The organism is Kitasatospora sp. NPDC018058 (genome assembly GCF_044327205.1).
Taxonomy (GTDB): Bacteria; Actinomycetota; Actinomycetes; order Streptomycetales; family Streptomycetaceae; genus Kitasatospora.
In genome coordinates, this window is record NZ_JBIRFA010000010.1 from 76,753 (window position 1) to 102,108 (window position 25,356).

General features: G+C 73.1%; 26 protein-coding genes. 12 read left to right on the forward strand and 14 right to left on the reverse strand.

Translation table 11 applies throughout. From position 1 onward, the window contains the following. Window positions 1-20: 20 nt before the first annotated feature. The 3 genes from ACH4E7_RS16255 to ACH4E7_RS16265 all read right to left on the reverse strand — a co-directional run bounded on the left by ACH4E7_RS16255 (window position 21) and on the right by ACH4E7_RS16265 (window position 2,571). A complete protein-coding gene (locus tag ACH4E7_RS16255) occupies window positions 21-395 on the reverse strand; it encodes a toxin Doc (RefSeq protein WP_396249698.1) in 375 nt (124 codons plus the stop codon). Between the two features lie 88 nt (window positions 396-483). Beyond that, complete coding sequence (locus ACH4E7_RS16260; RefSeq protein ID WP_396249699.1) at window positions 484-696, reverse strand: hypothetical protein; 213 nt, start codon at window positions 694-696, stop codon at window positions 484-486. Window positions 697-963: 267 nt separating this feature from the next. After that, window positions 964-2,571 (reverse strand): ABC-F family ATP-binding cassette domain-containing protein, encoded by a 1,608-nt coding sequence (locus tag ACH4E7_RS16265; RefSeq protein ID WP_396249700.1) that lies wholly within the window; start codon window positions 2,569-2,571, stop codon window positions 964-966. A gap of 505 nt (window positions 2,572-3,076) precedes the next feature. Here ACH4E7_RS16265 and ACH4E7_RS16270 point away from each other — a divergent pair. The 4 genes from ACH4E7_RS16270 to ACH4E7_RS16285 all read left to right on the forward strand — a co-directional run bounded on the left by ACH4E7_RS16270 (window position 3,077) and on the right by ACH4E7_RS16285 (window position 7,481). After that, a complete protein-coding gene (locus ACH4E7_RS16270; RefSeq protein ID WP_396249701.1) occupies window positions 3,077-4,294 on the forward strand; it encodes a trypsin-like serine peptidase in 1,218 nt (405 codons plus the stop codon). A gap of 106 nt (window positions 4,295-4,400) precedes the next feature. Further along, window positions 4,401-6,038 (forward strand): ABC-F family ATP-binding cassette domain-containing protein, encoded by a 1,638-nt coding sequence (locus ACH4E7_RS16275; protein ID WP_396249702.1) that lies wholly within the window; start codon window positions 4,401-4,403, stop codon window positions 6,036-6,038. Window positions 6,039-6,109: 71 nt separating this feature from the next. Then, window positions 6,110-6,793 carry a nitroreductase family protein gene (locus tag ACH4E7_RS16280; RefSeq protein ID WP_396249703.1) on the forward strand — a complete coding sequence of 228 codons (684 nt, stop codon included), beginning with the start codon at window positions 6,110-6,112 and terminating at the stop codon, window positions 6,791-6,793. A gap of 85 nt (window positions 6,794-6,878) precedes the next feature. After that, on the forward strand, window positions 6,879-7,481 hold the full coding sequence (locus ACH4E7_RS16285; RefSeq protein WP_396249704.1) for a GNAT family N-acetyltransferase: 603 nt from the start codon (window positions 6,879-6,881) through the stop codon (window positions 7,479-7,481). 48 nt (window positions 7,482-7,529) lie between these two features. On the opposite strand, the gene ACH4E7_RS16290 is transcribed toward ACH4E7_RS16285, so the two are convergent. Together ACH4E7_RS16290 and ACH4E7_RS16295 are read right to left on the reverse strand one after the other, a co-directional pair. After that, window positions 7,530-8,486: an aldo/keto reductase gene (locus tag ACH4E7_RS16290; protein WP_396249705.1), complete on the reverse strand. Its 957-nt coding sequence runs from the start codon at window positions 8,484-8,486 to the stop codon at window positions 7,530-7,532. Window positions 8,487-8,558: 72 nt separating this feature from the next. After that, window positions 8,559-9,197: a GDSL-type esterase/lipase family protein gene (locus ACH4E7_RS16295; RefSeq protein WP_396249706.1), complete on the reverse strand. Its 639-nt coding sequence runs from the start codon at window positions 9,195-9,197 to the stop codon at window positions 8,559-8,561. Between the two features lie 292 nt (window positions 9,198-9,489). On the opposite strand from ACH4E7_RS16295, the gene ACH4E7_RS16300 reads away from it, so the two are divergent. Continuing rightward, on the forward strand, window positions 9,490-10,086 hold the full coding sequence (locus ACH4E7_RS16300; RefSeq protein WP_396249707.1) for a choice-of-anchor C family protein: 597 nt from the start codon (window positions 9,490-9,492) through the stop codon (window positions 10,084-10,086). Between the two features lie 98 nt (window positions 10,087-10,184). Here ACH4E7_RS16300 and ACH4E7_RS16305 read toward each other — a convergent pair whose 3' ends face one another. Beyond that, the gene (locus ACH4E7_RS16305) at window positions 10,185-11,099 is read right to left on the reverse strand and encodes a LysR family transcriptional regulator (protein ID WP_396249708.1); all 915 of its coding nucleotides are present in this window, start codon (window positions 11,097-11,099) and stop codon (window positions 10,185-10,187) included. Window positions 11,100-11,231: 132 nt separating this feature from the next. On the opposite strand from ACH4E7_RS16305, the gene ACH4E7_RS16310 reads away from it, so the two are divergent. The 4 genes from ACH4E7_RS16310 (at window position 11,232) to ACH4E7_RS16325 (ending at window position 16,260) form a co-directional block, all read left to right on the forward strand. Further along, window positions 11,232-12,116 (forward strand): NAD-dependent epimerase/dehydratase family protein, encoded by an 885-nt coding sequence (locus tag ACH4E7_RS16310; RefSeq protein WP_396249880.1) that lies wholly within the window; start codon window positions 11,232-11,234, stop codon window positions 12,114-12,116. Continuing rightward, entirely contained in the window at window positions 12,113-13,015 is a 903-nt protein-coding gene (locus tag ACH4E7_RS16315; RefSeq protein WP_396249709.1) for an aldo/keto reductase, read from the forward strand. Before ACH4E7_RS16310 ends, ACH4E7_RS16315 begins: the two co-directional genes overlap by 4 nt. 200 nt (window positions 13,016-13,215) lie before the next feature. Then, complete coding sequence (locus ACH4E7_RS16320) at window positions 13,216-14,718, forward strand: carbohydrate binding domain-containing protein (protein WP_396249710.1); 1,503 nt, start codon at window positions 13,216-13,218, stop codon at window positions 14,716-14,718. Window positions 14,719-14,850: 132 nt separating this feature from the next. Beyond that, on the forward strand, window positions 14,851-16,260 hold the full coding sequence (locus tag ACH4E7_RS16325; protein ID WP_396249711.1) for an SDR family oxidoreductase: 1,410 nt from the start codon (window positions 14,851-14,853) through the stop codon (window positions 16,258-16,260). A gap of 159 nt (window positions 16,261-16,419) precedes the next feature. On the opposite strand, the gene ACH4E7_RS16330 is transcribed toward ACH4E7_RS16325, so the two are convergent. Next, on the reverse strand, window positions 16,420-17,163 hold the full coding sequence (locus ACH4E7_RS16330; RefSeq protein WP_396249712.1) for an SDR family oxidoreductase: 744 nt from the start codon (window positions 17,161-17,163) through the stop codon (window positions 16,420-16,422). A gap of 115 nt (window positions 17,164-17,278) precedes the next feature. Here ACH4E7_RS16330 and ACH4E7_RS16335 point away from each other — a divergent pair, with 115 nt between their 5' ends. Next, entirely contained in the window at window positions 17,279-17,896 is a 618-nt protein-coding gene (locus ACH4E7_RS16335) for a TetR/AcrR family transcriptional regulator (RefSeq protein WP_396249713.1), read from the forward strand. On the opposite strand, the gene ACH4E7_RS16340 is transcribed toward ACH4E7_RS16335, so the two are convergent. Beyond that, entirely contained in the window at window positions 17,893-18,483 is a 591-nt protein-coding gene (locus ACH4E7_RS16340) for a TetR/AcrR family transcriptional regulator (protein WP_396249714.1), read from the reverse strand. The genes ACH4E7_RS16335 and ACH4E7_RS16340 overlap by 4 nt on opposite strands. Window positions 18,484-18,608: 125 nt before the next feature. On the opposite strand from ACH4E7_RS16340, the gene ACH4E7_RS16345 reads away from it, so the two are divergent. Continuing rightward, window positions 18,609-19,628, forward strand: a complete 1,020-nt coding sequence (locus ACH4E7_RS16345; protein ID WP_396249715.1) for a hypothetical protein — start codon at window positions 18,609-18,611, stop codon at window positions 19,626-19,628. A gap of 93 nt (window positions 19,629-19,721) precedes the next feature. On the opposite strand, the gene ACH4E7_RS16350 is transcribed toward ACH4E7_RS16345, so the two are convergent. From ACH4E7_RS16350 to def, 5 genes are all read right to left on the reverse strand, one after another. Further along, entirely contained in the window at window positions 19,722-20,249 is a 528-nt protein-coding gene (locus ACH4E7_RS16350; RefSeq protein ID WP_396249716.1) for a hypothetical protein, read from the reverse strand. 185 nt (window positions 20,250-20,434) lie between these two features. After that, complete coding sequence (locus tag ACH4E7_RS16355) at window positions 20,435-21,649, reverse strand: serine hydrolase domain-containing protein (RefSeq protein ID WP_396249717.1); 1,215 nt, start codon at window positions 21,647-21,649, stop codon at window positions 20,435-20,437. 471 nt (window positions 21,650-22,120) lie between these two features. Next, window positions 22,121-22,552 carry an SRPBCC family protein gene (locus ACH4E7_RS16360; protein ID WP_396249718.1) on the reverse strand — a complete coding sequence of 144 codons (432 nt, stop codon included), beginning with the start codon at window positions 22,550-22,552 and terminating at the stop codon, window positions 22,121-22,123. A gap of 137 nt (window positions 22,553-22,689) precedes the next feature. Then, the gene (locus ACH4E7_RS16365; protein WP_396249719.1) at window positions 22,690-23,439 is read right to left on the reverse strand and encodes a methyltransferase domain-containing protein; all 750 of its coding nucleotides are present in this window, start codon (window positions 23,437-23,439) and stop codon (window positions 22,690-22,692) included. 9 nt (window positions 23,440-23,448) lie between these two features. Beyond that, on the reverse strand, window positions 23,449-24,057 hold the full coding sequence (gene def, locus ACH4E7_RS16370) for a peptide deformylase (protein WP_396249881.1): 609 nt from the start codon (window positions 24,055-24,057) through the stop codon (window positions 23,449-23,451). A 40-nt stretch (window positions 24,058-24,097) separates the two neighbouring features. Here def and ACH4E7_RS16375 point away from each other — a divergent pair, with 40 nt between their 5' ends. After that, window positions 24,098-24,616, forward strand: coding sequence for an ArsR/SmtB family transcription factor (locus ACH4E7_RS16375; RefSeq protein WP_396249720.1), 519 nt, complete (start codon window positions 24,098-24,100; stop codon window positions 24,614-24,616). A gap of 13 nt (window positions 24,617-24,629) precedes the next feature. Here the strand turns inward: ACH4E7_RS16375 and ACH4E7_RS16380 are convergent, their stop codons facing one another. Continuing rightward, window positions 24,630-25,148: a hypothetical protein gene (locus tag ACH4E7_RS16380; protein ID WP_396249721.1), complete on the reverse strand. Its 519-nt coding sequence runs from the start codon at window positions 25,146-25,148 to the stop codon at window positions 24,630-24,632. Window positions 25,149-25,356: the final 208 nt, after the last annotated feature.

A 25,356-nucleotide genomic window follows, 5' to 3' on the forward strand; every position in this document is an offset into this window, starting at 1 on the left:
CCCCGCACCCGTCCGGGAGCTCAGATCCGCCAGCCGCGGATCCGGTCGGCCGCCGCGAACACGTCCGCCTGGGCCTCGGCGACGTCCCGGGCCAGCTCGACCAGCGCCCCGTACGGCGGGTCGATCCCCTCTCCCGCCGCGTGCATGTACGCGGCCGTCGCCATGCAGGCGTACAGGTTGTTGCGCACCGGGAGCGGGCGCAGCAGCACGATGGTGTGCATCAGGGTGGCCGCGCACCAGGCGGGATCGGCGTCATGGCCGAGCTGGGCGGTGTTCACCCGGTGCCGGGCCACGGCGGCCTGCAGCGCCGAGTAGTCCCGCACGCTGAGGTCCTCCGGGGAGGCCAGCTCCTGCACGTCGAGCAGCCAGCGCAGGTCGACGTGCAGCAACGCCACGCCCTCGTCCCTCACCGCGCCCCGGCCCTCATCGTGCCCCGACCCGCCACCACTCCGGGCCCCGACCTCACACCCGCACCGCCGCCGCTCACGCGGCCGGCGCGTCCTCCGGGAACGCGGCGTCGAACTCCGCCTGGTGCGTCTTCCAGAACGCCACCGCGTGGTCCACGAACACCCGGCGCTGCTGCTCCCGCACGCTCAGGTCGTGGACGTACGCCTTCACGCTCTTGCCGTCCGCGGCGGCGGCCTCGCGGATCGCGGCGAGCTCGTGTTCCGTGTACTCGATGTTGAGCGCAGGCATGCCGCCGATGGTACTGCAGCGCACGGAAGTTGGGGGCACGACCGACGTTTTTCCACCGGTCGTCAAAACGGTTTGCCGTCGGACCCTCCCCGGGCCCGTTCGGCCGGCCGGGCGGATGGGACCGAAGAGGCACGGGTACGGCACGTCGGATGACGCCCGGCGGGCAGGGCGGGCACGGCCCGGGCACGGCGGGCAGGAGTAGCCGCCGCACCGGCACCCCCGCCGCACCCACTGGACCCGACGCACCCGCTTCGCCCACTTCGCCCGCTACATCGGGTCCACCGCCCTCAGTTCGCCGTCCAGCTCCAGCCATCTGGTCAGCCCCAGGCCGCGCAGGAACGGCAGGTCGTGGCTGACCACGATCAGCGCGCCCTGGTAGGCGGCCAGCGCCTGGGTGAGCTGGCGGACGCTGGCGAGGTCCAGGTTGTTGGTCGGCTCGTCGAGCAGCAGCAGCTGCGGCGGCGGGTCGGCCAGCAGCAGGGCGGCCAGCGTCGCCCGGAACCGCTCGCCGCCGGACAGGGTGCCGGCCGGCTGGTCGGCCCGGGCGCCGCGGAACAGGAAGCGGGCCAGCCGGGCGCGGATCGCATTGTCCCCGGCGTTGGGGGCGAACAGCTTGACGTTCTCCACGACGGTCAGCTTGTCGTCCAGCAGGTCGAGTCGCTGCGGCAGGTAGCGCAGCGCCGCCGGGGTGGTGATCTGACCCTCCAGCGGGGAGAGTTCGCCCGCGATGGTGCGCAGCAGCGTCGTCTTGCCGGAGCCGTTGCGCCCGACCAGGGCGATCCGCTCGGGGCCGCGCAGGTCGAGGTCGGCGGTGGTGCCGTAGGGCAGCTTGACCTTCTGCAGGGTGAGCACGGTGCGCCCGGCCGGAACGGCGGTGCGCGGCAGGTCGATCCGGATCTCGGCGTCGTCGCGTACGGCCTCCTCGGCGGCGGTGAGCCGCTGCTTCGCCTCCTCCAGTCGCTCGGTGTGCATGCCGGTGAGCCGGCCCGCCGTCTCCTGGCCCTTGCGCTTGAGCATCCCGGCGAAGATGTGCGGGTCGTTGCGGGTGACCGAGCGCTTCTTGCCGTACGAGGCGCTGCGGTCCAGCTTGACGCGGGCCTCGACCAAGTCCCGCTTCTGGCGCTGGACATCGGCTTCGGCGTTGCGCAGCAGCCGCTCGGCCGTCTCCTGCTGGGCCGCGAGCGTGCGCTCGTACTCGTCGAAGTTGCCGCCGTACCAGGTCACTTCGCCGTCCCTCAGGTCGGCGATCTGGTCGACGCGCCGGAGCAGCTCGCGGTCGTGACTGACGATCAGCATGGCGCCGTTCCATCCCGCCACCGTCTCGTAGAGCCGCTCGCGGGCGGCCCGGTCGAGGTTGTTGGTGGGCTCGTCGAGCAGCAGGACGTCGGGGCGGCGCAGCAGCAGGGCGGCCAGCCGCAGCAACACCGCCTCACCGCCCGAGAGTTCGCCGGTGGTGCGGTCGAGGCCGAGGTTGCGCAGGCCGAGCCGGTCGAGGGTGGCGCGGGCGCGCTCCTCGACGTCCCAGTCGTCGCCGACGGCGTCGAAGTGCCGCTGGTCGGTGTCGCCGGACTCGATGGCGTGCAGGGCCTCGCGGGCGGCCCGGATGCCGAGCGCCTCGTCGACCCGCATCCCGGTGTCGAGCGTCAAGCCCTGGGGCAGGTAGCCGAGTTCGCCCTCGACCCGGACGGTGCCGCCGGTCGGGGTGAGCTCGCCGGCGATCAGCCGCAGCAGGGTGGACTTGCCGGCGCCGTTGAGCCCGATCAGTCCGGTGCGACCGGGGCCGACGGCGAGGTGGAAGCCGTCCAGGACGGGCTTGCCGTCGGGCCACTCGAACGCGAGGTCGGTGCAGAGGACGGCGGTGGTGGGTTGTGCCATGTAAGGCCTCCCGGATGGTTGCTGAATGGGGTGATGAGCAACACGGGGAGACACCGCGGGTGCGGAACCGGTACGGCCTGACGACGAGGGGGCGCGGCAAGGCGCCAGGGGCCGTGACTGAGGTCGCACACTCGCACACCGCGCGGCGGCAGCAGGGCCTGCGCGGCGGGGCGGTGTCCCGGGACCTCAGTAGAGCAACGGCCTTCTCCTTGTCTGGCTGATGACGAACTCCACGGTACGAACGTCAACAGACGTGTGCAACCGATTTACCCGGCCCCCGATTCACCCGGCCGCCGACTCACCCGGCCGCCGATTCACCGGCCCCCGACGGAGGTCGGGTGCCGATCCGGTGCCGATCCGGTGACAGCCCTGTCCCAGCCCGGGGCGGATGTAAGGAGTTTCTTATCCACATGGCAGACTCCTCACCTGCCATACCTGCGGCTCCCCGGGGCCGTACCCGAGGAACGGGCCGTATGGCGAGTAGTCAACAGGGGGATTTGAACTCATGTCATCGATATCCCGGCCGAGCCGTGCTGTCCTGGGCGCGTCCGTCGCCGCGCTGACCATGGTGGTCGCCACCGCCTGCGGGCCGGACAACAGCGACCCGGCCGGAGCCCAGACCACGGCTCCCACCGTCGCGGCCACCGCCTCCGGCAAGCCGGGCGCGGCCCCGATCAAGCTTCCGACGCTCGAAGAGCTGAAGACCTGGAAGCTCGAGGACTGGGACAAGTGGGCCCAGGCGAACGTCATCACCCCGGCGGTCAAGGGCTACTGGACCCTGCAGAAGCTGCTGAACGCCAAGCCGAAGCCGCTGCCGCAGGCGCCCAACCAGAGCCCGACGCAGGCCCCGGCCCAGCCGACCGCGGCGCCGACCAGCGCGGCCCCGGCCCAGCCCACCGCCGCTCAGCCGCCGACCGGGCCGGACCAGCTGCCCGCCGTGGTCGCGGCGAAGCCGGTGGCGCACCCGTTCCCGACGAACATGCACGTCAACGGCAAGATCTTCTTCAAGGACGGCAACGACGACTACGTGTGCTCCGGCACCGTCGTCTCCGACCCGGCCAACCCGGGCAAGAGCAACCTGGTGTGGACCGCGAGCCACTGCCTGCACGGCGGCAAGGGCAACAAGTACTACACCGACATCACCTTCGCCCCGGCCTTCAACAGCAACGGCGTGCTGAGCAACGGCAACAAGCAGAAGTCCAAGCTGGAGGACGCCGAGCCGTACGGCGAGTGGGGCGCCACCGCCGGCATGGTCTCGCCGCAGTGGACGGCCGAGGCCGACCCGGAGCACGGCGGCCCGTGGAGCCAGTACGACTTCGGCATCATCAAGGTCGCCAACCCCGACCCGAACGGCAAGTCGCTGGAGGAGACCGTCGGCGGCTCGGTGCCGCTGTGGTTCAACGCCCCGCGTGACCAGCTGACCGCCGTCTCCAACTACGGCTTCCCGGAGGGCAAGCCCTTCGACGGCGTCGAGCTGGAGCACTGCGACGGCGGCAAGCCGGCCGCGAAGGCCGGCGTCCCGGACCGCCCGGCGATGCTGATGATCGGCTGCAACATGACCGGCGGCAGCAGTGGCGGCGGCTGGTACGCCACCAAGGACGGCAAGCCGGCACTGGTCAGCGACACCTCCATCGGCAACGGCGCCAACACCTACGAGGCGGGCCCGTACCTGGAGGACGTGGCGGCGCACATGTTCGACTACTTCTCCAAGAAGACCAAGTGAGTCGCTGAGAAGTGATCCACGGGTGACCCCGGGGGCCGCGGCTGCCACAGCCGCGGCCCCCGGGCTTTTCCGGTCCGGGGCCCGCTCCTCCTACAATCGGCCCATCATGAGCGCCACACTCGTAGTCAAGGACCTCAGCGCCGGCCACGGCGAACGCACCCTCTTCTCCGGCCTGGACCTGGTCGTCGCCCCCGGCGACGTGATCGGCCTGGTCGGCGTGAACGGCGCCGGCAAGTCGACGTTGCTGCGCCTGCTGGCGGGCCTGGACACCCCCGAGGCCGGCTCGCTGCGGCTCAGCCCGGCCGGTGCCAACGTCGGCCACCTGCCGCAGGAGCCGGAGCGGCGCGCGGGCGAGTCGGTGCGCGAGTTCCTGGCCCGGCGCACCGGTGTGGCGGCCGCGCAGGCCGCGCTGGACGAGGCCACCGAGGGCCTGGTCGAGGGCCGGGCGGGCGCCGACGACGCCTACGCGGCGAGCCTGGACCGCTGGCTGGACCTCGGCGGTGCCGACCTGGAGGAGCGGGCCGAGGAGGTCGCCGACTCGCTCGGCCTGAAGGTCTCCCTCGACCTGCCGATGACGGCGCTCTCCGGCGGCCAGGCCGCCCGCGCGGGCCTGGCCTCGCTGCTGCTCTCCCGCTACGACGTGTTTCTGCTGGACGAGCCCACCAACGACCTCGACCTGGACGGCCTGGAGCGGCTGGAGGCCTTCGTCAAGGGCCTGCGCGCCGGCACCGTGCTGATCAGCCACGACCGCGAGTTCCTGGCCCGCACCGTCACCAAGGTGCTGGAGCTGGACCTGCACCAGCAGCAGGTCAACCTGTACGGCGGCGGTTACGAGGCGTACCTGGAGGAGCGGGCGGTGGCCCGCCGGCACGCCCGCGAGGAGTACGAGGAGTACGCCGACACCAAGGCCTCGCTGGAGGCCCGGGCGCAGATGCAGCGCAACTGGATGGAGCACGGCGTGCGCAATGCCCGCCGCAAGGGCGGCGACAACGACAAGAAGGCCCGCGCCACCCGTGCCGAGTCCACCGAGAAGCAGGCCTCCAAGGCCCGGCAGACCCAGCGGATGATCGAGCGGCTGGACGCGGTCGAGGAGCCGCGCAAGGAGTGGGAGCTGCGGATGGAGATCGCCGCCGCGCCGCGCTCCGGCTCGGTGGTCGCCACCCTGCGCGGGGCGGTCGCCCGGCGCGGCGACTTCGGCTTCGGCCCGGTGGACCTGCAGATCGACTGGGCCGACCGGGTCGCCATCACCGGCGCCAACGGCGCGGGCAAGTCCACGCTGCTGGCCGCCCTGCTCGGCCGGCTCGAACTCGACGGCGGCAGCTCCGTGTTGGGCTCCGGCGTGGTGGTCGGCGAGGTGGACCAGGCGCGCGGGCTGTTCTTGGGCGGCGAGCCGCTGGCGGAGGCCTTCGCGGCCGCCGTACCGGACCTCACGCCGGAGGAGGTGCGTACCCTGCTGGCCAAGTTCGGCCTCAAGGCGGTGCACGTGCTGCGTCCGGCCGACACCCTCTCCCCCGGCGAGCGCACCCGGGCCGCGCTGGCGCTGCTGCAGGCGCGCGGGGTGAACCTGCTGGTGCTGGACGAGCCCACCAACCACCTGGACCTGCCGGCGATCGAGCAGCTGGAGTCCGCGCTCGGCTCGTACACCGCCACCCTGCTGCTGGTCACCCACGACCGGCGGATGCTGGACACCGTGGCGGTGAACCGGCGGATCGAGGTCCGGGACGGGCGGGTGCACGAGCTCTAGCCGCCCGGACCGACCCCCGGATTGGTCTCGACCTCTTCCCGGAGCGGCCGTCATGTGCTGTGCTGTCGGCCATGGTTGACAGCACAGGCAGTGCGGTGGCCGGGACGCCGTACCCGAGCGTCCCGCTCACTCCGATGACGGTGCCCGCCCACGAGGCCGAGGCCCGCGGCAAGGCCTTCCACGACGTGATGGCGCAGCGCCGGACCGTCCGCGACTACGCCACCCGCCCGATCCCGGACGGGGTGGTCGAGTGGGCGGTCCGCACCGCGAGCACCGCGCCCAGCGGTGCGCACGTCCAGCCCTGGCGGTTCGTGGTGATCACCGACCCGGAGCGCAAGCGGCGGCTGCGCGAGGCGGCCGAGGCCGAGGAGCGCGAGTTCTACGGCCACCGGGCCTCGGAGGAGTGGCTGGCCGCGCTGACGCCGATCGGCACCGACTGGCGCAAGCCGTTCCTGGAGGACGCACCGGCCGTGATCGTGGTCTTCGAGGTGCACAAGGGGCCGCAGTCGCCGCGCCCGTACTACACCAAGGAGTCGGTGGGGATCGCGGTCGGGCTGCTGCTGGCCTCGCTGCACCAGGCCGGACTGGCCACGCTGACCCACACCCCCAGCCCGATGAGGTTCCTCAACGAGGTGTGCGACCGCCCGGCGGAGGAGCGGGCCGCCTATGTGATCCCGGTCGGCTACCCCGCCGAGGGGGCGCGGGTGCCGGACCTGCGGCGCAAGGAGCTCGACGAGGTGATGGTCAGGCTCTGACGCGCCGGGGCGGCGCCGGGTGCGCCCCCGGGCCGGCCGGAGCTCCGAATGGTGACAGGTCCGGGCCAAGGACATAATCGCCGCCATGAGCCAAGCACAGCCACGGCCCTGTGGCCCCGCCCCCGTGGCACCGGAGGCCAGCACCGGGCGGCCGCCCGAGCTGCTGCGGCTGCCCGGCGGCCTCCGGCTGCACCGCCGCCGCAGCACCCACGCGGCGGCGCTGAACAAGGCCGTCCGCGCCAACCTGGACCATCTGCGGCCCTGGATGGAGTGGGCGGCCGAGGCCCCCACCCGGGCCCGGACCACCGAGCTGACCCGGGCCGGCACCGCCGCCTGGGAGGCCGGCACCGACTTCATGTACCTGGCCGGCCTGGACGCCGAACCCGGCCGGGTGGTCGGCGCCTTCGGGTTGCACGGGCGGATCGGCCCGGGCGCGCTGGAGATCGGCTACTGGGTCGCCGCCCGGCACGTCGGCCGGGGCATCGCCACCAGCGCGGCCGGGGCACTGACCGAGGCCGCGCTGGCGCTGCCCGGGATCACGCGGGTGGAGATCCGCTGCGACCAGGCGAACGGCGCCAGCGCGGCCGTCCCGCGCAAGCTCGGCTACCGGCTGGACCGGGTGGCCGAGGCCGCCGTCCGGGCTCCGGGCGAGACCGGACGGCAGCTGGTGTGGATCATGGAGCGCTAGCCGTGCCCCGGCTCCTCGGGAACCTCACGCCCCGGCTCCTCGAGGACCTCAGTAGCGCTCGCCGGTCGGCGCCGGCAGCGCGTCCAGCTCGGCCAGGTCGGCCGCCGAGAGCTCGACCTCGGCCGCGCCCACGTTGTCCACCAGGTAGCGCGGCGTCTTGGTGCCCGGGATCGGGAAGACGTACCGGCCCTGCGCCAGCACCCAGGCCAGCGCGACCTGCGCGGGGGTGACGCCGAGCCGGTCGGCGATCTCCTTGACCTTGCCGACCAGCGCCAGGTTGGCCTTCAGCGCGTCCTGTTGGAAGCGCGGCAGCCGGCGGCGGAAGTCGTCGGCGGGCAGCTCGTCGAAGGAGGAGATGTTGCCGGTCAGGAAGCCGCGGCCGAGCGGCGAGTACGGTAGGAAGGCGATGCCCTGCTCCTCGGTGTACGGCAGCACGTCGGCCAGCACGTCCCGGGTCCACAGCGAGAGTTCGGACTGCACCGAGGCCACCGGGTGCACCGACTGGGCCCGCTTGATCTCCTCGACGGTCACCTCGGAGAGCCCGATCCGGCGCGCCTTGCCGGCCTTGACGGTCTCGGCGAGCGCTCCCCAGGTCTCCTCGATCGGGACGGCCGGGTCGACCCGGTGCAGCTGGTAGAGGTCGACGTGGTCGGTGCCGAGGCGGCGCAGGCTGTCGTCGATCGAGCGGCGCACGTGCTCGGGGCTGCCGTCGCGGGCCCCGGTCCGGCCGATCTGGCCGGGGACGATGCCCACCTTGGTGGCCAGGAAGGCACGCTCGCGGTACGGGCCGGCCAGCGCGGTGCCGACCAACTCCTCGTTGGTGAAGGGGCCGTACATGTCGGCGGTGTCGATCAGGGTGACGCCGAGGTCCAGCGCCTGGCGGATCACACCGACCGACTTCTCGTCATCCCGGTTCTGCACGTCGTAGGCGAAGGTCATCCCCATGCAGCCGAGGCCGATGACGCCGACCTCAGGGCCGTTGCTGCCGAACGAGACGTTGCGCATGCCAATGCTCCGATTCGATGTCCGCGGGTTGGATCAACGCCTTCCAGCTTTCACCTTCGAGTGCACTCAAGGTCAAGTCCGACGCGGAGTTGGCTTGATCCAGTCGCCGAAGCCGCCGTCGAGCACCAGCTCCGCGAGCCGCGTGTACCCTCCGGCGCCCGGATGCGCGCCGTCCGCCGCCTCCGCCCCGGCCACCCAGGCCGGGTCCCGGGCCAGCGCCTCGGTGACGTCGATGAACGGGACGCCGCGGGAGGCACAGAGTCCGGCCATCGCGGGGGCGAGCCGCAGCAGCCGCTCCAGGTGCTGCGCGCCCAGGCCGACCACCGGGGGCGGGCCGACCACCAGGGCCGCGATGCCGCGCTCGCGGGCGCCGTCGAGCAGGGCGGCGAGGTTGGCCAGGGTGTCCGCGTGCGCGACCCGGGGCGCGCCGCCCTCCGCCACCGCGTCGTTGGCGCCGAACGAGAGCACCAGGCGGTGGTCGGCGCCGGGCAGGCTGCGCGGCTCGACCTCGGCCCAGCAGCGCTGCCGCACCTGCGCCGAGGTCTGGCGCCGGACACCGAGGTTGAAGGCGGTGGCGTCCGGCGCGGCGGCCTGGAGCACCCGGCCGACCCAACCGCGGAACTCCGGGTCGCCGAGGCCCTGGACGAAGGAGTCGCCGAGGAAGCAGATCCGCGGGCCGCCGAAGGGGTCACCTGGCGTTCGTATGGTCATCGCGCCACCATAGGGGTGCGAGCGGGGCGCGCGCCTCCGGTTTCACCACCGGGCCCGGGGACCCGGCGGTCGACCCCGAGGGTTCGCCCCCGCACGAAAGGACATTCGCCCGCGGACGGTCCGTCGAGCCTGCGGCAACCGGCCGCCCGGCAAACCGGCGCGCGGGAGCCCACCCCACGAGCCCCCCACCACCGGGCGCCGCCCGTCCGGTCTTGGCAGGGCACTCCGGGACGGTCGACGCTCTGTGCACAGCCGATCATCTCGGCCCGTCACCACGGAAGTTGGGGAAGAAATGTCGCTCTCGCGCACCCGCATCGCCGCCCTCGCCCTGTTCGTCGCCGCCGGCACCGCGCTGGCCGTCCCGGCGCAGGCGGCCGGCGGGCACCGCACCCTCAGCCACTTCGACGACGGCAGCTTCGAGTCCCCCAAGGCCCCGGCGAACGCCTTCACCGAGCCCGTCGCCGGGCAGAGCATCGGCCCCTGGACGGTCACCGGCGGCAGCGTCGACCTGATCGGCGCCGGCTTCTGGCAGGCCGCCGAGGGCGACCAGTCCGTCGACCTCAACGGCGCCGGCCCCGGCACCATCGCCCAGACCTTCACCACCGTCCCCGGCACCACCTACTCGGTGTCCTACGCCCTGGCCGGCAACCCCGACGGCGGCGCCCCCCTGCGCACCGGCCGGGTGCTCGTCGACGGGCAGGACTTCCAGGACTTCTCCTTCGACGTCACCGGCAAGACCAGGGCCGCGATGGGTTACGTGGGCCACCAGTTCAGCTTCGTCGCGCAGAGCTCCGCCACCACGCTGACCTTCGAGAGCACCGTCCCTGGCGTGTACGGGCCGGTGCTGGACAACGTACAGGTCAAGGAGTGCAAGCCCTGCTGCGGCTGACCCCGGGCATTTGATGCCCCTGCCCGCGATGTCCCGTCCGGGTGAGGTCGTCCGACGACAGCGCGCCGACCAGGTGCGTGACGACTCCATCCGGACGGTCAGCCGGCCTCCGCGACGAGGCGGGCCGCCAACTCCTCGGCCAGGCGCGCGGCGCGGCCGCGTCGGCGGCGGGAGAGGGCCAGGCCCAGGCGGCGGCGAGGACTGGGTTCGGCCAGTGGGAGCGCGACCAGCTCCGGATGCCGGGTCAGGCCGATCTCGGGGATCAGGGCGATGCCGATGCCGGCGCGGACCAGGGACTGCGCGAAGTCGTAGTCCGTCGCGGTGCAGGAGATCCGCAGGTCGACACCGGCCAGGGCGGCGTACCGGGCGAGCTGACCGGCGGACTTGTGACAGCCCAGGATCCAGCGCTGATCGGCGAGTTCGGCCAGGTGCGGCGGCTCGGGCCGGGCCCGGTGACGGGCCGCGACCGGGTGGTGGTGCGGCAGGACGACCCGCAGCGGGTCCTCGCCGATCGGGGTCCAGTCCAGGCCGGAGCGGTCGCCGGGCCGGGCGGGCGGCGGGCCGTCGAAATAGTAGGCGAGGGCGAGGTCGGCCCGCCCCTCGCGGACGGCGGGCAGGCTCTCCTCCGGCTCCGCCTCCAGGATCGTCAGCTCCACCTCCGGGTGGTCGGCGGCGAATCCGGCCAGGGCGGCGGGCAGCAGCCGACGGCCACCGCTGGCGAAGGTGGCGACGGTCAGCGCGGTCCGGTCGGCGGTGAGCCTGCCGATGCGCTGCTGGGTGTCGGCCAGCTCGGCGGCGATCGCGTCGGCGGCCTCCACCAGCAGGCGGCCCGCGTCGGTGAGCGTGACGCCGCGCGTGGAGCGCTCCACCGCGGGGGCGCCGAGGCCGCGTTCCAGTGCGGCGATCTGCTGCGAGACGGCCGAGGGGGTGCAGTGCAGCGCCAGGGCCGCCTGGTTGAAGCTGCCGCGGCGGGCGACCTCCCGCAGCACCGCGAGGCGCTGAACGTCGATCAACAGTTCTCCTAATGGTGCGGTATCCGAATCGACACTACCGCTGTCGACCAGGGCCCGGCAGGCTCATCACCGACATCGGACGACACCGGGATCGGACAGCACCGGGACCAGGGAGGGATCGAGAGCGTGGACATGTGCGTGATCGGCGGGAGCCGCTACTTCGGGAGACGGCTGATCGAGGACCTGCGGGACGCGGGCGCGACGGTGACCGTCGTCAACCGCGGCTCGACGCCCGCACCGCGGGGCGTGACCCACCTGCGCGCCGACCGCGACGACGAGGCCGCACTGCGCGCGGCACTCGGCGACCGGCGCTTCGACGCCGTGGTCGACCAGGTCTGCTACACGCCCGTCCAGGCGGCCCTCGCCGCCCGGGTCTTCGCCGACCGCACCCCGCGCTACGTGCTGACCTCCACGGTCGAGGTCTACGCCCACCTCGGCCGGGCGGGCGGACCGGCCCTCGGGGAGGAGGCCCTCGACCTGTCGGCCGAACCGGTGGACCTCGAACTCCCGTGGGCCGACCCGGCGTTCCAGGCGGGCCACTACGGTCAGGGCAAGCGCCAGGCGGAGGCGCTGCTCACCGGGCAGGCGCCCTTCGACGTCGTCGCCGTGCGCACCGCGCACGTCCTCGGCGGCACCGACTTCACCGGACGGCTGGCGCACTACGTGGAGCGGATCGGGCGCGGCCTGCCGGTGGCCGTCCACCCGGCACCGCAGAGCGCCTCCTTCGTCCACCAGGCGGAGATCGCCCGCTTCCTGGCCTGGGCCGCGACGAGCGAGTTCACCGGCCCGGTCAACGCGGCCTCCCACGGGGCGCTGGACGTACGTGAGCTGTGCGCGGCGATCGGTCGCGAGCTGGGCGCCGAGCCGGTGCTGACGGTCGGGGCCGACGAGCCGCTCTCGCCGTTCTCCTTCGACCGCTGCTACGCGATGGACACCGGCCGGGCGGCCCGCCTCGGCTTCCGCTTCGCCCCGATCACCGACTGGCTGCCCCAGGCCGTCGAGGAGGCCCGCCGATGACCCCGACCCCCGTGCCGACCGACGCCCGCACCATCGGCGGCATCACGGTCAGCGCCGTCGGCCTCGGCGCGATGCCCCTGTCCGTCGAGGGCCGCCCCGACCGGGACCAGGCCGTCGCCACGATCCACGCCGCCCTCGACGCGGGCGTGACGCTGATCGACACCGCCGACAGCTACCACTGGCACGCCGACGAACTCGGCCACAACGAACGGCTGATCGCCCGGGCGCTCGCCGCCCGCGGCAGTGGTACCGACGAGGTGCTGGTGGCCACCAAGGGCGGCCGGGGCCGCCCCGGCGACGGGACCTGGACGGTCAACGGCGATCCGCGCCACCTGCGCCGGGCGGCCGAGGCCTCGGCCGCCCGGCTGGGCGTGGAGGCCATCGGCCTCTACCAGCTCCACAAGCCGGATCCCGCCGTCCCCTTCGCCGACTCCGTCGGCGCCCTGCGGGACCTCGCCGATGCCGGCACCATCCGCATGGTCGGCCTCTCCAACGTGGACCGCGAGCAGATCCGCACCGCCCAGCGGATCCTCGGCCCCTGCCTGGTGTCCGTGCAGAACCGCTTCTCCCCCGCACACCCGGCCACCCGCGACACCCTCGACCTGTGCACCGAACTGGGCCTGGCCTTCCTCCCCTGGAGCCCCCTCGGCGGCATCTCCCTCAGCGCCGTCGACGACCCCGGCACCAGCGCGCCGGCCTCGGACACCCCCTTCCACACCCTCGCCCGGGCCCACGGCGTCAGCCCGCAGCAGATCTGCCTGGCCTGGCACCTGGCCCAGTCCCCCGCCGTCATCCCGATCCCGGGCGCCCGCCGACCGGCCTCCATCCGCGACTCGGCCGCGGCCACCGGGCTCGCGCTCTCGGCGCAGGAGCTGGCGGAACTGACCCCCCGCCCTTGAACCCGCCCTTAAACCCGTCCTAAAACCTGCCTTCGGGGGGCTTTCGGAACCCGGGAAGTGCTTGACGTGCACAGCTGGTCTAGTCCAGTTTGATCCTCAGCACCGCGCTCCTCCCCGCACCGGACCAGCCCCCACGCTGCCGCCCGCCCCGCATCCCCCCTTCGCTGCGCGGGCGGCCCACCGTCCCGAGAGGCACCCCCATGCCCAGCGCGCCCCAGCACGCCCCCACGCACCGCCGTCCGGCCGGCCGGACCAAACTGCCGAGCCTCGCCGCCGCCACCGTGCTCGCGGCGGGCGGCCTGGCCGCCCTCGCCGGGAACGCCGGCGCCACCGACGGCAACCTGCTCGCCAACGCCGGGTTCGAGAGCGGCACGCTCGACCCGTGGAGCTGTTCCGGCGGGACCGGTAGCATCGTCAACTCCGGTGCGCGCAGCGGGACCTACGCGCTCAAGGGGGCGGTCGGCGCGAGCGACACCGCGCAGTGCGGCCAGACCGTGAGCGTCCAGCCCGACACCACGTACAACCTCAGCGCCTGGGTGCAGGGGCGGTACGTCTACCTCGGCGCGACCGGCAGCGGGGTCACCGACCCCGCCACCTGGACCGTCGGCGGCCCCGACTGGCAGCAGCTGTCCACCAGTTTCACCACCGGCCCGAGCACCACCAGCGTCACCGTCTACCTGCACGGCTGGTACGGGCAGGGCGGCTACCTCGCCGACGACCTCACGCTCACCGGCCCCGGCGGCGGCAGTCCCAGCACCCCGCCGAGCACCGGCACTCCCACCGGTACTCCCACCGGCGGTCCGAGCACCCCGCCGCCGAACGTCCCGCTGCCGGTCGCCCCGTACATCGACATGGGCGCCTGGCCCACCCCGTCCATGCCGAACATGGCCGAGGCGGGCGGCGTCAAGGGCTACACCATGGGCTTCGTCACCGGCATCGGCTGCAAGGCCAGCTGGTTCAACGCCTATGACCCGCGCACCGATTGGGCCAAGGACCAGATCGACGCGCTGCGCGCGGCCGGCGGCGACGTCAAGCTCTCCTTCGGCGGCGCCGGCGGCACCGAACTCGCCGCCGCCTGCGGCTCGGTGGACTCGCTGTTCAACGAGTACGACGCGGTGGTCAACGCCTACAACCTGCGCTACGTCGACTACGACATCGAGGGCGCGGCGATCGCCGACACCGCTTCCAACGACCGCCGCTCCGCCGCGCTCGCCAAGCTCCAGCAGGCCCACCCCGGCCTCAAGGTCTCGCTCACCCTGCCGGTCCTGCCCGAGGGCCTGACCAGCGAGGGCGTCGCGATCGTCAAGTCCGCCCGGGACGCCGGGGTCAACCTCGACCTGGTCGACATCATGGCGATGGACTACTACCGGTCCGGCACCGACTACGGCGACGCCGCCGTCCAGGCCGCGCAGTCGCTCTTCGGGCAGCTCAAGGCGCTCTACCCGGCGAAGACCGACGCCCAGCTGTGGGCCATGGTCGGGGTCACCCCGATGATCGGCGAGAACGACGACCACCAGATCTACCACCAGGCCGCCGCCCAGCAGCTGGTGACCTTCGCCGAGCGGAACCACCTCGGCCTGCTGGCCTTCTGGGACGCCACCCGGGACGCCAACGCCTGCACCGGCGGCTCGCTGTCGAAGTGCACCAACATCCCGCAGCAGCCGTACGAGTTCGCGAAGATCTTCAGCCAGTACACGGGCTGAGCCGGTCGTCCGAGGTGCCGGCGGGTCAGGGGGCCGCCGGCACCTCGGCTGCGAGCCCGCGGAAATTGGCATCTCATCGCCCCGGACCGTCCACTACAGTCCCTCCCACCTGTACGGCACGAGGGGGCGGACATGACGGTCCGGGACGACCACGACCAGCTCGACACGATCTTTCCGACCGGCGACGCCGCCTGCGCGGCGGGCCTCACCCCCGAGGAACTCGCCGCGTTCAGCCGCACCCTCGGCCGGCTGCGCGCGCTCCCCTCCCACGACCGCACCCGGCTGCACGCCGAGCGGCAGCTCAGCTCCTTCGTGATGGAGAGCCGCAAGCGCCGCCGCCAGGAGGCCAAGCAGGCCGTCCGGCAGGCCGACGCCGAACTGCTCGCCGCCACCGCCACCGGCGGCCGGCGCCGCCGCGAGGACGCGCCGCTCACCCGGACCACCACCGGACCGGTCGGCGAGCTGCAGCTCCCGCGCCGGTGCTACGTCTGCAAACAGGCCTACCGTCAGGTCGACGGCTTCTACCACATGCTCTGCCCGGACTGCGCGGCCGACAACACCGCCCGCCGGGACCTCGGCACCGACCTGCGCGGACGCCGGGCGCTGCTCACCGGCGGGCGGGTGAAGATCGGCTTCCAGCTCGCGCTGATGTTGCTGCGGGACGGCGCCGAGCTGATCGTCACCAGCCGCTTCCCGCAGGACACCGTCCGCCGCTTCCGCGCCGCCCAGGGCAGCGAGCAGTGGTGGGACCGGCTGACCGTGGTCGGCATCGACCTCCGCGACCCCCGCCAAGTCCTCGGCCTGACCGAGCAGTTGCGGGCCGACGGACGCCCGCTGGACATCCTCGTCAACAACGCCGCGCAGACCCTGCGCCGCCCGCCGGAGTCGTACGCCCTGCTGGCGGCGGGCGAGGTGACGGCGCTGCCCGCGACCGACCACCGGGCCATCACCCATGCCCCCGGCTTCCGGCCGCTCTCCGGAGCCTCCACCCAACTCCCCGCGGGCGCCGGGTCATTGCTGGACTTCACCGACGAGGCCGGACTGCTGCCCGACCTCGCGCCCGCCAACTCCTGGTCCGCCACGCTCGGTTCGCTCGACCCGGCGGAGGTGCTGGAGACCCAGCTGGTCAACGCCCTGGCCCCGGCCCTGCTCTGCGACCGACTGCTGCCGCTGCTGCTCGCCTCCCCGCTCCCCGCCCGCTACATCGTCAACGTCACGGCGGTGGAGGGCCGGTTCGCCGTCCGCAACAAGACCTCGCGCCACCCGCACACCAACATGGCCAAGGCCGCGCTCAACATGCTCACCCGCACCAGCGCGGCCGAACTCGCCACCCAGGGCGTGCACATGTGCGCCGTCGACACCGGCTGGATCACCGACGAGAACCCGGCCCCCAAGAAGACCCGGATCGCCGCCCACGGCTTCCGCACCCCGCTGGACATCGTCGACGGCGCGGCCCGGGTCTACGACCCGATCGTGCGGGGCGAGGCGGGGCACCCGGTGTCGGGGGTGTTCCTGAAGGACTACCGAGTGGCGGAGTGGTGACGGGCGGGGCGTAGCGACGCGGCAGGGGCGACCGGCTCGCCGCAACGGCCCGGCCGGGATCCCTCCCGGGCCGGGCCATTGCGGCGCACTCAGGCACGCTCAGACGCGCTCAGGCATGCTCAGGCACGCTCAGACGCGCTCAGGCACGCTCACACGTGTTCAGCGGCCGGTGGGCAGGTTGGCCCCGCCGGTGCAGTCGAGGACCACGCCGGTGACGAAGGTGTTCGCCGCGAGCATGTGGATCGCCCGGGCGACGTCCTCCGGGCGGCCGACCCGGCCGACCGGGGTGGTGGCGGCCAGACCGTCGAAGAGCGCGGTGCGCTGCTCGACGGGCACGCGGTCCCACCACGGGGTGTCGATGACGCCGGGCGAGACGGCGTTGACCCGCAGCGGGGCGAGTTCGACCGCGAGCGGCGGGACCATCGCCTCCAGGGCTCCGTTGATGGCGGCCAGTCCGGCGGTGCCGGGGATCGCGGCCCGGGCGGAGGCGGCGGTGATCAGGATGACCGAGCCGTCCTCGCGCAGGTGCGGCAGCGCCGACTGCAGGACCCGGACCTGGGGCCAGAACTTGGCGTCGAAGCCGCCGGCGAGGTCGGCCAGGTCGAGCTGGGCGAACGGGCCGCTGCCGGCCGCGCCGCTGACCGCGACCACCAGGTGGTCGACGGTCCCGGTCTCGGCGAAGAAGGCGGCGAGGGCGGCCGGGTCCGTCGCGTCCAGCCGCTTACCACCGGCCTTGCCGCCGATCCGCTCGACGGCGGCGTCCAGCCGCTCACGGTCGCGGCCGGTGATCACGACCTCGGCGCCGTCCGCCGCGAACGCGGTGGCGGCCGCCTCGCCGATGCCCGAGCTGCCGCCCATCACGACGACGCGCTGTCCGGTGAAGAGGTTCGATGCAGTGCTCATGGTCGGGGCCCTTCCGGCTGGTTCGAGAGCTTGTCGATACCGCTAGTTCCGGTAATGATGGTTGTCGAGACTGCTAGTCTTGTCAAGCGGGGGCAAGAAGAAAGGGACGACCACGATGAGCGACACCGAACCCCAGGCCGAGCAGGCCCCCTCCACCCGGCCGCACACCGGCCGCCGCCGCAACGAGGCCGCCCACCGCGCGATCCTGGACGCCGCACTGAAACTGCTCGCCGAGTCCGACGACACGCCCGTCACCATCGACGCCATCGCCCGCGCCGCCGGCGTCGGCAAGCAGACCGTCTACCGCTGGTGGCCCTCCAAGGGCGCCGTGCTGCTCGACGCCCTCACCGACCGCGCCGACCAGGACGTCTCCGGCCCCGACACCGGCGCCCTGCGCACCGACCTGCGCGCCTTCATCGCCGCCACCTTCGACGCCGTCCAGCACGGCACCACCGCCTCCGCGCTGCGCACCCTCACCCGCGAGGCCGCCCGCGACCCGCACCTCGCCGAACTGATGCAGAGCTTCATCGGCACCCGCCGGACCGCCCTGCGCGACCTGCTCTCCCGGGGGCGGGAGCGCGGCGAACTGGCCGGGGACGCCGACCTGGACCTGATCGTGGACCAGGTCTACGGGGTGTTCTGGTACCGCTTCCTCCTCGGCCACGGCCCGCTGGACGGGACCGTCGCCGAGCGGCTGGCCGACTCCCTGGCCAGGGGGAGCGCGGCGGTCTAGGCGAGGGGGCCGCGGCGCCGCACCAGCGGCAGGTACACCTCGTCGACGATCTCCACGAGCACGTCGTCGGGCGCCGTCGGCACCCCGCGCACGACGAACTCGTTGCGCAGCAGCACCATCGCCACCGTCGCCACCCTCGGATGCAGCACCTCGGGGGCCGCCTCACCGCGGGCGACCGCGCGACCAAGGACGGTGAGCCAGGGGGCGGCCGCCGCGTCGCCGGACTGGTCCTGCAGCTGCGCCAGGACCTCCGTCGCGCCGCCCGCCGCAGCCAGCAGCTCGCGCAGGATCGCGCCGAGCGGGGAGCTCCAGTGCCGGTTCGCCTGGCGCAGCAGCTCCAGGACGTCACCGCGCAGTTCACCCGTGTCGGGGAGCGGCGCGGCCTTGGCGAGCTGCTTGTAGCCGGCGATGCCGAGCGCGAGGCGGTTGGGCCAGCGGCGGTAGATGGCGTTCTTGTTGGTGCCGGCGCGGGTGGCGACCTTGTCCATGGTCAACCCGGCGTACCCGGATTCGACGAGCTCCGCGACCGCCGCCCGGAGGATCGCCTCCTCCAGCGCCGCCCCGCGCCGCCGCGTCTGCCCGGCCATGCCCACGCTCCGCACTCGCTGTCGCCCGCACCGTCCCGCCCCATCCTTCTTGCCATCCCGAGGCGACGGCAACTACGGTACTGGCCGTACCGTAAGTTTCCAGTGAGCCACGAAGGCAGGAGACCATGCGCGCCAAGGGAATCAGCTACGACACCGGGTTCGTCAGGGACGGGGCGTACTCCCGCAAGCGGTTCGACCCCGAGGTGGTCGAGCAGGAACTGCGGATCATCCGCGACGAGCTGCACTGCACCGCCGTCCGGATCATGGGCGGGGACCCGGATCGGATCGAGCTCGCGGCCGGGTACGCCGCCGACCTCGGACTGGATATCTGGTACTCCCCGTACCCTCTGGAGCTGACCGGCGACGAGATGCTGCGGCTGTTCGCCGACTGCGCCGAGCGGGCGGAACGGCTGCGGCGGCGCGGGGCCGAGGTGGTGTTCGTGGCCGGCGCCGAACTCAGTCTCATGAACCCGGGCTTCCTGCCCGGGGACGGCACGGACGAGCGGATCGCGCTGCTCGCCCGGCCGGAGGCGGTGCGCGAGCACCTCGGCGCGGTCAGCGGCAGGGTCAACGAGTTCCTCGGCAAGGCGGTGGCCTCCGTCCGCGAGCACTTCGCCGGGCCGGTCACCTACGCCGCCGTCCCGCTGGAGCGGGTCGACTGGGCGCCCTTCGACGTCATTTCCCTCGACCTCTACCGCTCCGCCGAGACCGCCGACCGCTTCGCCGACGGCGTCCGCGACCTGACGGCGCAGGGCAAGCCGGTCGCCATCACCGAGTTCGGCTCGGCCACCTACCGGGGCGCGGGCGACCGGGGCGCCCTCGGCCTGGACGTCGTCGAGTACGACGCCGACGGCCCGGTGCGCCTGAAGGCCGCCTACGAGCGCGACGAGCCCGGCCAGGCCGCCTACCTGCACGAGCTGCTGGAGGCCTTCGAGGCCGGCGGGGTCGACGCCGCCTTCGTGTTCACCTTCGCTCTGTACGACTTCACCCACCGCCCGGACGGCGACCCGATCGAGGACCTCGACCTCGCCAGCTACGGCGTCGTCAAGGTCTACGAGGACCGCTCCGGCAGCGCTCACCCCGGCCTGCCCTGGGAGCCGAAGGCCGCCTTCGCGTCGGTCGGCGAGTACTACCGGACGCACTGACCCGCAGCAGCGCAGGAAGTCTGCGGATCCGACTTCCTGCGCGTGACGTGTGGGCGGACGGGGACGGATTGCGAGCGAGCCGGCGCCCGCCGGTCAGGCGACCGCAGGACGACGGCGGCGGTAGTAGGCCCAGGCGAGGACGAGGGTGATGGGGCCCCAGAACGTCGCCGTCGAGGTGCAGATGCGGCCCAGTGCCATCCACCAGCCGTTGCTGTAGCCGACCTCCTTGAACACGCCGAGCCAGGCGAGGGGCATGCCGTCGAAGAGCGCGACCAGGGTCAGCCCGCCCAACACCGCCGGAACGACCGCCGCGAGCGGCGGCACCCGGCGGCCCCGCAGGAACGGCACCCAGCGCGGGTACACCTCGCCCCAGCCGCTGACCAGTCCCAGGGTGAGGATCGTCAGCGCCTCGGTGATCACACTCAGGCCGAACACGTACGGGGCTGCCCACCAGACGTACGGCCCGGCGTTCGGGTCGACGGTGCCCATCCGGAAGTCGAACGCGAACGGCAGCCGCCACAGGCAGTGCGGCAGCACGATGAACGGGAGGGCCTTGGCGAGACGCAGGGCCCAACGGGGGACGGGGCGCTCGGTGTCACCCACCGGGATGTTCTTCAGCATGTGTCCACCGTCGCGGACACCACCCCGGCCCCACCTCCACCGCAGGGCCCGACCCCCTCCCCCGCGCGAGCCAGCTGTCGGTCGTCACACGGGTGGAGACGCGCGGGAAGTCGGCGGGACCGACTTCCCGCGCAGGAGGCGGCGGGCCCGCCCCGCTCCGGCGGGCCCGCAGAGCTGTCGCCCCGTCAGGACTTGGCACCCAGGCCGAAGGCGGTGACCAGGAGCCCGAGGGCGTACGGGGTTTCGGCGCCGTTCAGGGCGGTCGGGTCGACCGAGTACACGACCTTGCGGGCGAGATCGCGGGTGGCGAAGACGCCGCTGGTGTAGCCGGGGCGGGATCCGGTCTTGCCCCAGGCCACGACGCCGTTGGCCTCAAGGCGCTCAAGCCCCATGCTCATGCACGCCTTGCCGCCCGGGCAGTGGCTGCTGTGATCGGCGACGGGCACGTCGGGAACGGTGAACAGCTTCTCCTGCTCGGCCGACGGGAGGAGGCGCCCCCGGAACAGGGCGGTCATGAAGCGGTCCAGGTCGGGGGCGGTGGAGATCATGCCGCCCTCGGCCCAGGGCCACGGGCTCTGCTCGGTCACGTCCACGCGGTGCGAGCCGCCGTCCGCGTCGGGGACGGTCAGGTACGGGTGGGTGGCGGGGTGCCGCAGCTCCGGGTCGTCGGCGTCCGGGAGGGAGGTGTCGTGCAGGCCGAGTGGGCGGATGATCCGCTCGCGCAGCTCGTCGGCGTAGCTGTTACCGGTGACCTTCTCGACGATCAGCCCGGCGACGAAGGTGTTCATGCCGTTGTACTGCTGGGCGGTGCCGGACTGGAAGCCCAACGGCTGGCCGGCCATCGTGGCGAGGACCTGCTCGGGGGTGAACGAGTCGAAGCGGTGCTCGGCGAACCAGGTGGTGGTGCCGTCGCCCCAGGGCACGTTGGAGCCGCCGGGCAGTCCACTGGTGTGGTTGAGCAGCTGGCCGACCTTGACCGACGCGTAGGGGAAGTCCGGGAGGTACTGCTGGACGCTGCCGTCCAGGTCGATCCGGCCCTCGGCGGCGAGCTGGAGGACGACGGTGGCGGTGAAGACCTTCGAGATCGAGCCGACCCGGAACCTGCCGTGCGGGTCGATGTCCATGCCGTCCTCCCCCGAGGTGCCCTCGAACCGCCCACCGGAGCCGGTGACGCGCACGAAGGCGGCCGAGACGTCGGCGGCGGGCCGCTTGGCGAGAGCGGCCCGGATGGCCGCCTGGTCCAGCGGCGGCAGCGCGGACGCACTCGCGGACGCACCGGCGGACGGGGCGGCGGGCGTCGCGGCGAGGGCGGGCGCGCCCGCCCCGACCGTCAGCGCGGCCGCCAGAGCGCCGGCGGCGGCGACAACGGCCCAACGGGTGCGGTTCGTGTAGGCGTTCACGTGAGGTCCGTCTCCAGACTGATCGTCATCCGGACCGGTGGTCGTTTCCCGGCCCGCACGATGAGTCTCCCGAACCCGGACGCCAAGATCATCAGGGTTGGGCCCCCGATGAACCCTGATCTTCTGTCAGGGACGACCCCGAACCCCTCGGCTCAAGAGGACGGGTCACGCCGTGGGCGGAATCGACCTCACGCATGGCTCGCCCGCCGCGTTATGAGACTGGGGCAGACGCGCCCGGTGCGCGGGAGCGACCAGAGCCCTTGTCACCGGGTATGGACGGGGGCACCGCGAGGAGTGGGAAGTCGGTGGGGCCGACTTCCCACTCCTTTCTGGCGCGCCCGGACGGAGGAGGGAGTCCGGATCAGCCCGGGGGTTCCGGGTGGGCGGCGGGGCACCCCGAGGGGTTCGCCGTGCTGATCACCACCCGAGGCTCGCCGCCGCTCCGACGTTCTCCGGCTTCACGCCGGATGGCTACCGCTCCGACTCCAGCATGTTCTTGAACTGCTCCAGGTCGCCCCGGACGGTGTTCTCGATCCGGTGGACCTGGGCCATGCCCCGCGGTCCGCCGAAGGTGTCGTGGATGGCCTCCGGCTCGTACTCCACCTGCACCTGCAGCTGGCTGTGGTCTCGGTCCAGCGCCCGCACCGAGAGTGTGCCCTTCAGCTCCGGACTGCCCTGCGTCTCCCAGGCGAGGACCTGCTCGTTGCCTCGGTCGGTGAGAACGGCGTCGAACTCCCGCTGCACGTCGCCAGCCCGCACGTCCAGATGGGCGCGGTCGCTGCTGGGCGCATAAGCACGTTGGATGCCGTCGATGAACGTCGGATAGGCCTCGACGTCGTGCAGCCGACCCCAGACCTCATGCGCGGGGGCGTCTATGGTGATCTGTTCCTCAAGCCTGCTCATCGCGAACCTCACCTCCTGACCCGGCACACCGGGCCCTTGGGTTCTTCCAGCCTGCGCCGTCGACACCTGCCCGGCAACCAGGGCCGGGAAGCGGCTCCACGCCCGTCCGCGTTGCGCCCCGGAGGGCGGGCGAGGGGTCAGCCCGGGTTCCGGGCAGCAGGACACCGGCGGTCGCGCTCCGGCTGGGTTCCGCTACTGTCGGCGACCATGTGGTGGTCGGCGATGACGCGCTCGGGGGCACCGCCTTCGAAGCGCGCCAGAATGCACACATAGGACCGATCCGCGTGCCGCGGGTTCGGCTGTTCGAGCCGGGTCGTGACCGTGAAGCCGGCCTGCTCCAGCAGCCCGGCGAGGCGGTCTGCCGGAACCAGGTGCGCGGCGTACGACACCGGGTGGCCGTACGCCTCCGCCGGGCACAGCCGGGCGTCACCGGCGTGGCCACCCAGCAGCAGGTGACCGCCGGGGGCGAGGACGCGGGCGAACTCGGCGAACAGCTGCGGCAGTCGCTCCGGCGGGGTGTGGTGGACGGAGTACCAGGCGAGGACGCCGCCGAGGGCGCCGTCGGCAACGTCGAGGGCGGCCATCGAGCCGCGCAGGAAGCGCAGTTGGGGGTAGGCCCGACGGGCGAGGGCGACCATCTCACCCGACACGTCGACGCCGAAGGCCGACAGGCCGAGACCGTCCAGATACGCCGTCACCCGCCCCGGCCCGCACCCGAGATCGGCGACCTGGCCGCCGCCCGACTCCCGGACCAGCTCGGCGAAGGCGGCGAGCATCGCCCTTGAGACCGGATCCATGCCCTCCGGCGGGACGACGAGGCGGAGGTAGTCGGCGGCGAGGGTGTCGTACGACTCCCGGACGGCGGCGAGGTGGGCGGGTTCGGTCACCGCGCCACCCTAGCGTCCGGCCTCAACCACCTTGGCCGCCTTGGCGGCACGCTCGGCGAACACCTTCTCGCGGCGGTCCGCGGTCTGCTTCATCATCCGCTTCCGGTCGCGGGCGGAGAGCCGGTCGATGTACAGGTGACCGTTCAGGTGGTCGGTCTCGTGCTGGAGGCAGCGGGCGAAGTAGCCGGTGCCCTCGATCGTGACCGGGGTGCCGTGCTGGTCGACGCCGCGCACCACCGCGTGGGCCGGGCGGGCGAGTCGGGTGTTGGCGCCGGGTACGGAGAGGCAGCCCTCGGTGTCCTCGATCAGGCGACGGCCGGGCTCCTGCTCGTCGACGACCGGGTTGAGCACGTGGCCGACGTGCCTGACGCCCTCCTCGTCGGTGCAGTCGTAGACGAACAGGCGCAGGTCCACGTCCACCTGGTTGGCGGCGAGGCCGCAGCCGTCGGCGACGTACATCGTGGTGAACATGGACTCGATGAGCCGGGCCAGGCGCTCGCTGCCGAAGTCCTCCTCCGTCGCCGTGCGGCAGGTGCGCCGGAGGATCTCCTCCCCCACCTCGGTGATCCGCAGGACGGTCGGGCGTTCGCGCAGCTCGGACACGGGTGCTCCCTCGATGGATTTGCTGTCGGCTTTGCAAAGTAGCAGACTTTGCAAAGTGACCGAAGACTTCGTCAGAACCGGCTCGCTCCCCGAGCACGCCGTCCGCACCGCGCTGCTGGGGCTGCTCGCCGAACGCGGCACCGTCACCTCCACGGAAGCGGCCGCCCGGCTCGGGTACAGCTCGGGCCTGTGCTCGTTCCACCTGCGGCAGCTGGCCCGGTACGGGCTGATCGAGGAGGCGCCGGCCGTCGACGGACGGGCCCGGCCGTGGCGGCTGCCGCAGGACCAACCCGCGCCCGACGACGCCGAGTTCGGCGAACTGGCCCGAGGCCTGGAGGACGAGAGCTACCAGCGCTGGCTGGCCCGGCGCGCCGAGGCCCCGGCCGACTGGCGGCAGGACGAGGCCTTCAGCGCCGTCGTCTACCTGACCCCCGAGGAACTGACCGCCGTCGGCGAAGCCGTCCGGCAGGTGCTCGCCCGCTACCGCGGCCGCGACGACGACCCGGCCACCCGTCCCGCCGGGGCCCGTCCGGTCGCCGCCGTGACGCGCCTGTTCCCGCTGCTCGACCAGTAGTCGGGCCGCCTCGTCAGGCCGCCCGCGAGCGCGCCCGGGACCTGGTCACCGCCCGCAGCACCGGCCCGACCACCAGCCCCAGCGCCGCCCCCAGCACGACGCCCTGCACGCCGTCCCAGACGTCCTGCACATCGCACGCCCGCCCGATCGCCGGCACCGCGTACTGCAGCACCGACACCCCGAACGGCAGCGCGGCGGCGCCCAGCAGCGCCACCGCCGCCCGCCGCCGCGTCCCGGCCAGGGCGGCGGCGAAGCCCACCGGGACGTAGGTCGCCAGCTTGAGCTCGATGTGCCGCACGTGCAGCAGTTCGTGCGGCGAGCGCGGTCGCCCGCCCCGCACCGTGCAGTGCCGCACGACGTCCTCCGACAGCTGGAACGCGTCCGGCAGCAGTGTCGCCACGACGACCCCGCCGAGCCCGAGCAGCAGCAGGAAGCCCACCACCCAATGGGCCCGCAGCAGCCGCCCCACCGGCCGGTTCAGCAGAGCCGCCGGCACCAGCGAGAGCAGCAGCCCGGGCCAGAAATTCGGCATCCCGCCGAGCACCGCACTGATCACGCCACAACGGACGCCCCGAACGCCCGCTCGGTTCTGCGCCGGGGCCGACCGCATCACGACGGATCCGGGACGGGACTCGCCGGGCTCCGGGCGGCCGCGGTCCGTCGAGCCGTCCGGTTGTGGATCTCCGTGTCCTGGCGCCTCCTGCCGCGTTGAGCAGATCGGCACTATCGACGGGATGAGG

What these genes read in the sequence shown, in the direction of transcription:
- ACH4E7_RS16260 (WP_396249699.1), bottom strand. Translation starts at nt 696, where the DNA reads ATGCCTGCGCTCAACATCGAGTACACGGAACACGAGCTCGCCGCGATC.
- ACH4E7_RS16265 (WP_396249700.1), bottom strand. Translation starts at nt 2,571, where the DNA reads ATGGCACAACCCACCACCGCCGTCCTCTGCACCGACCTCGCGTTCGAG.
- ACH4E7_RS16270 (WP_396249701.1), top strand. Translation starts at nt 3,077, where the DNA reads ATGTCATCGATATCCCGGCCGAGCCGTGCTGTCCTGGGCGCGTCCGTC.
- ACH4E7_RS16275 (WP_396249702.1), top strand. Translation starts at nt 4,401, where the DNA reads ATGAGCGCCACACTCGTAGTCAAGGACCTCAGCGCCGGCCACGGCGAA.
- ACH4E7_RS16280 (WP_396249703.1), top strand. Translation starts at nt 6,110, where the DNA reads ATGGTTGACAGCACAGGCAGTGCGGTGGCCGGGACGCCGTACCCGAGC.
- ACH4E7_RS16285 (WP_396249704.1), top strand. Translation starts at nt 6,879, where the DNA reads ATGAGCCAAGCACAGCCACGGCCCTGTGGCCCCGCCCCCGTGGCACCG.
- ACH4E7_RS16290 (WP_396249705.1), bottom strand. Translation starts at nt 8,486, where the DNA reads ATGCGCAACGTCTCGTTCGGCAGCAACGGCCCTGAGGTCGGCGTCATC.
- ACH4E7_RS16295 (WP_396249706.1), bottom strand. Translation starts at nt 9,197, where the DNA reads ATGACCATACGAACGCCAGGTGACCCCTTCGGCGGCCCGCGGATCTGC.
- ACH4E7_RS16300 (WP_396249707.1), top strand. Translation starts at nt 9,490, where the DNA reads ATGTCGCTCTCGCGCACCCGCATCGCCGCCCTCGCCCTGTTCGTCGCC.
- ACH4E7_RS16310 (WP_396249880.1), top strand. Translation starts at nt 11,232, where the DNA reads ATGTGCGTGATCGGCGGGAGCCGCTACTTCGGGAGACGGCTGATCGAG.
- ACH4E7_RS16315 (WP_396249709.1), top strand. Translation starts at nt 12,113, where the DNA reads ATGACCCCGACCCCCGTGCCGACCGACGCCCGCACCATCGGCGGCATC.
- ACH4E7_RS16320 (WP_396249710.1), top strand. Translation starts at nt 13,216, where the DNA reads ATGCCCAGCGCGCCCCAGCACGCCCCCACGCACCGCCGTCCGGCCGGC.
- ACH4E7_RS16325 (WP_396249711.1), top strand. Translation starts at nt 14,851, where the DNA reads ATGACGGTCCGGGACGACCACGACCAGCTCGACACGATCTTTCCGACC.
- ACH4E7_RS16330 (WP_396249712.1), bottom strand. Translation starts at nt 17,163, where the DNA reads ATGAGCACTGCATCGAACCTCTTCACCGGACAGCGCGTCGTCGTGATG.
- ACH4E7_RS16335 (WP_396249713.1), top strand. Translation starts at nt 17,279, where the DNA reads ATGAGCGACACCGAACCCCAGGCCGAGCAGGCCCCCTCCACCCGGCCG.
- ACH4E7_RS16340 (WP_396249714.1), bottom strand. Translation starts at nt 18,483, where the DNA reads ATGGCCGGGCAGACGCGGCGGCGCGGGGCGGCGCTGGAGGAGGCGATC.
- ACH4E7_RS16345 (WP_396249715.1), top strand. Translation starts at nt 18,609, where the DNA reads ATGCGCGCCAAGGGAATCAGCTACGACACCGGGTTCGTCAGGGACGGG.
- ACH4E7_RS16350 (WP_396249716.1), bottom strand. Translation starts at nt 20,249, where the DNA reads ATGCTGAAGAACATCCCGGTGGGTGACACCGAGCGCCCCGTCCCCCGT.
- ACH4E7_RS16360 (WP_396249718.1), bottom strand. Translation starts at nt 22,552, where the DNA reads ATGAGCAGGCTTGAGGAACAGATCACCATAGACGCCCCCGCGCATGAG.
- ACH4E7_RS16380 (WP_396249721.1), bottom strand. Translation starts at nt 25,148, where the DNA reads ATGCCGAATTTCTGGCCCGGGCTGCTGCTCTCGCTGGTGCCGGCGGCT.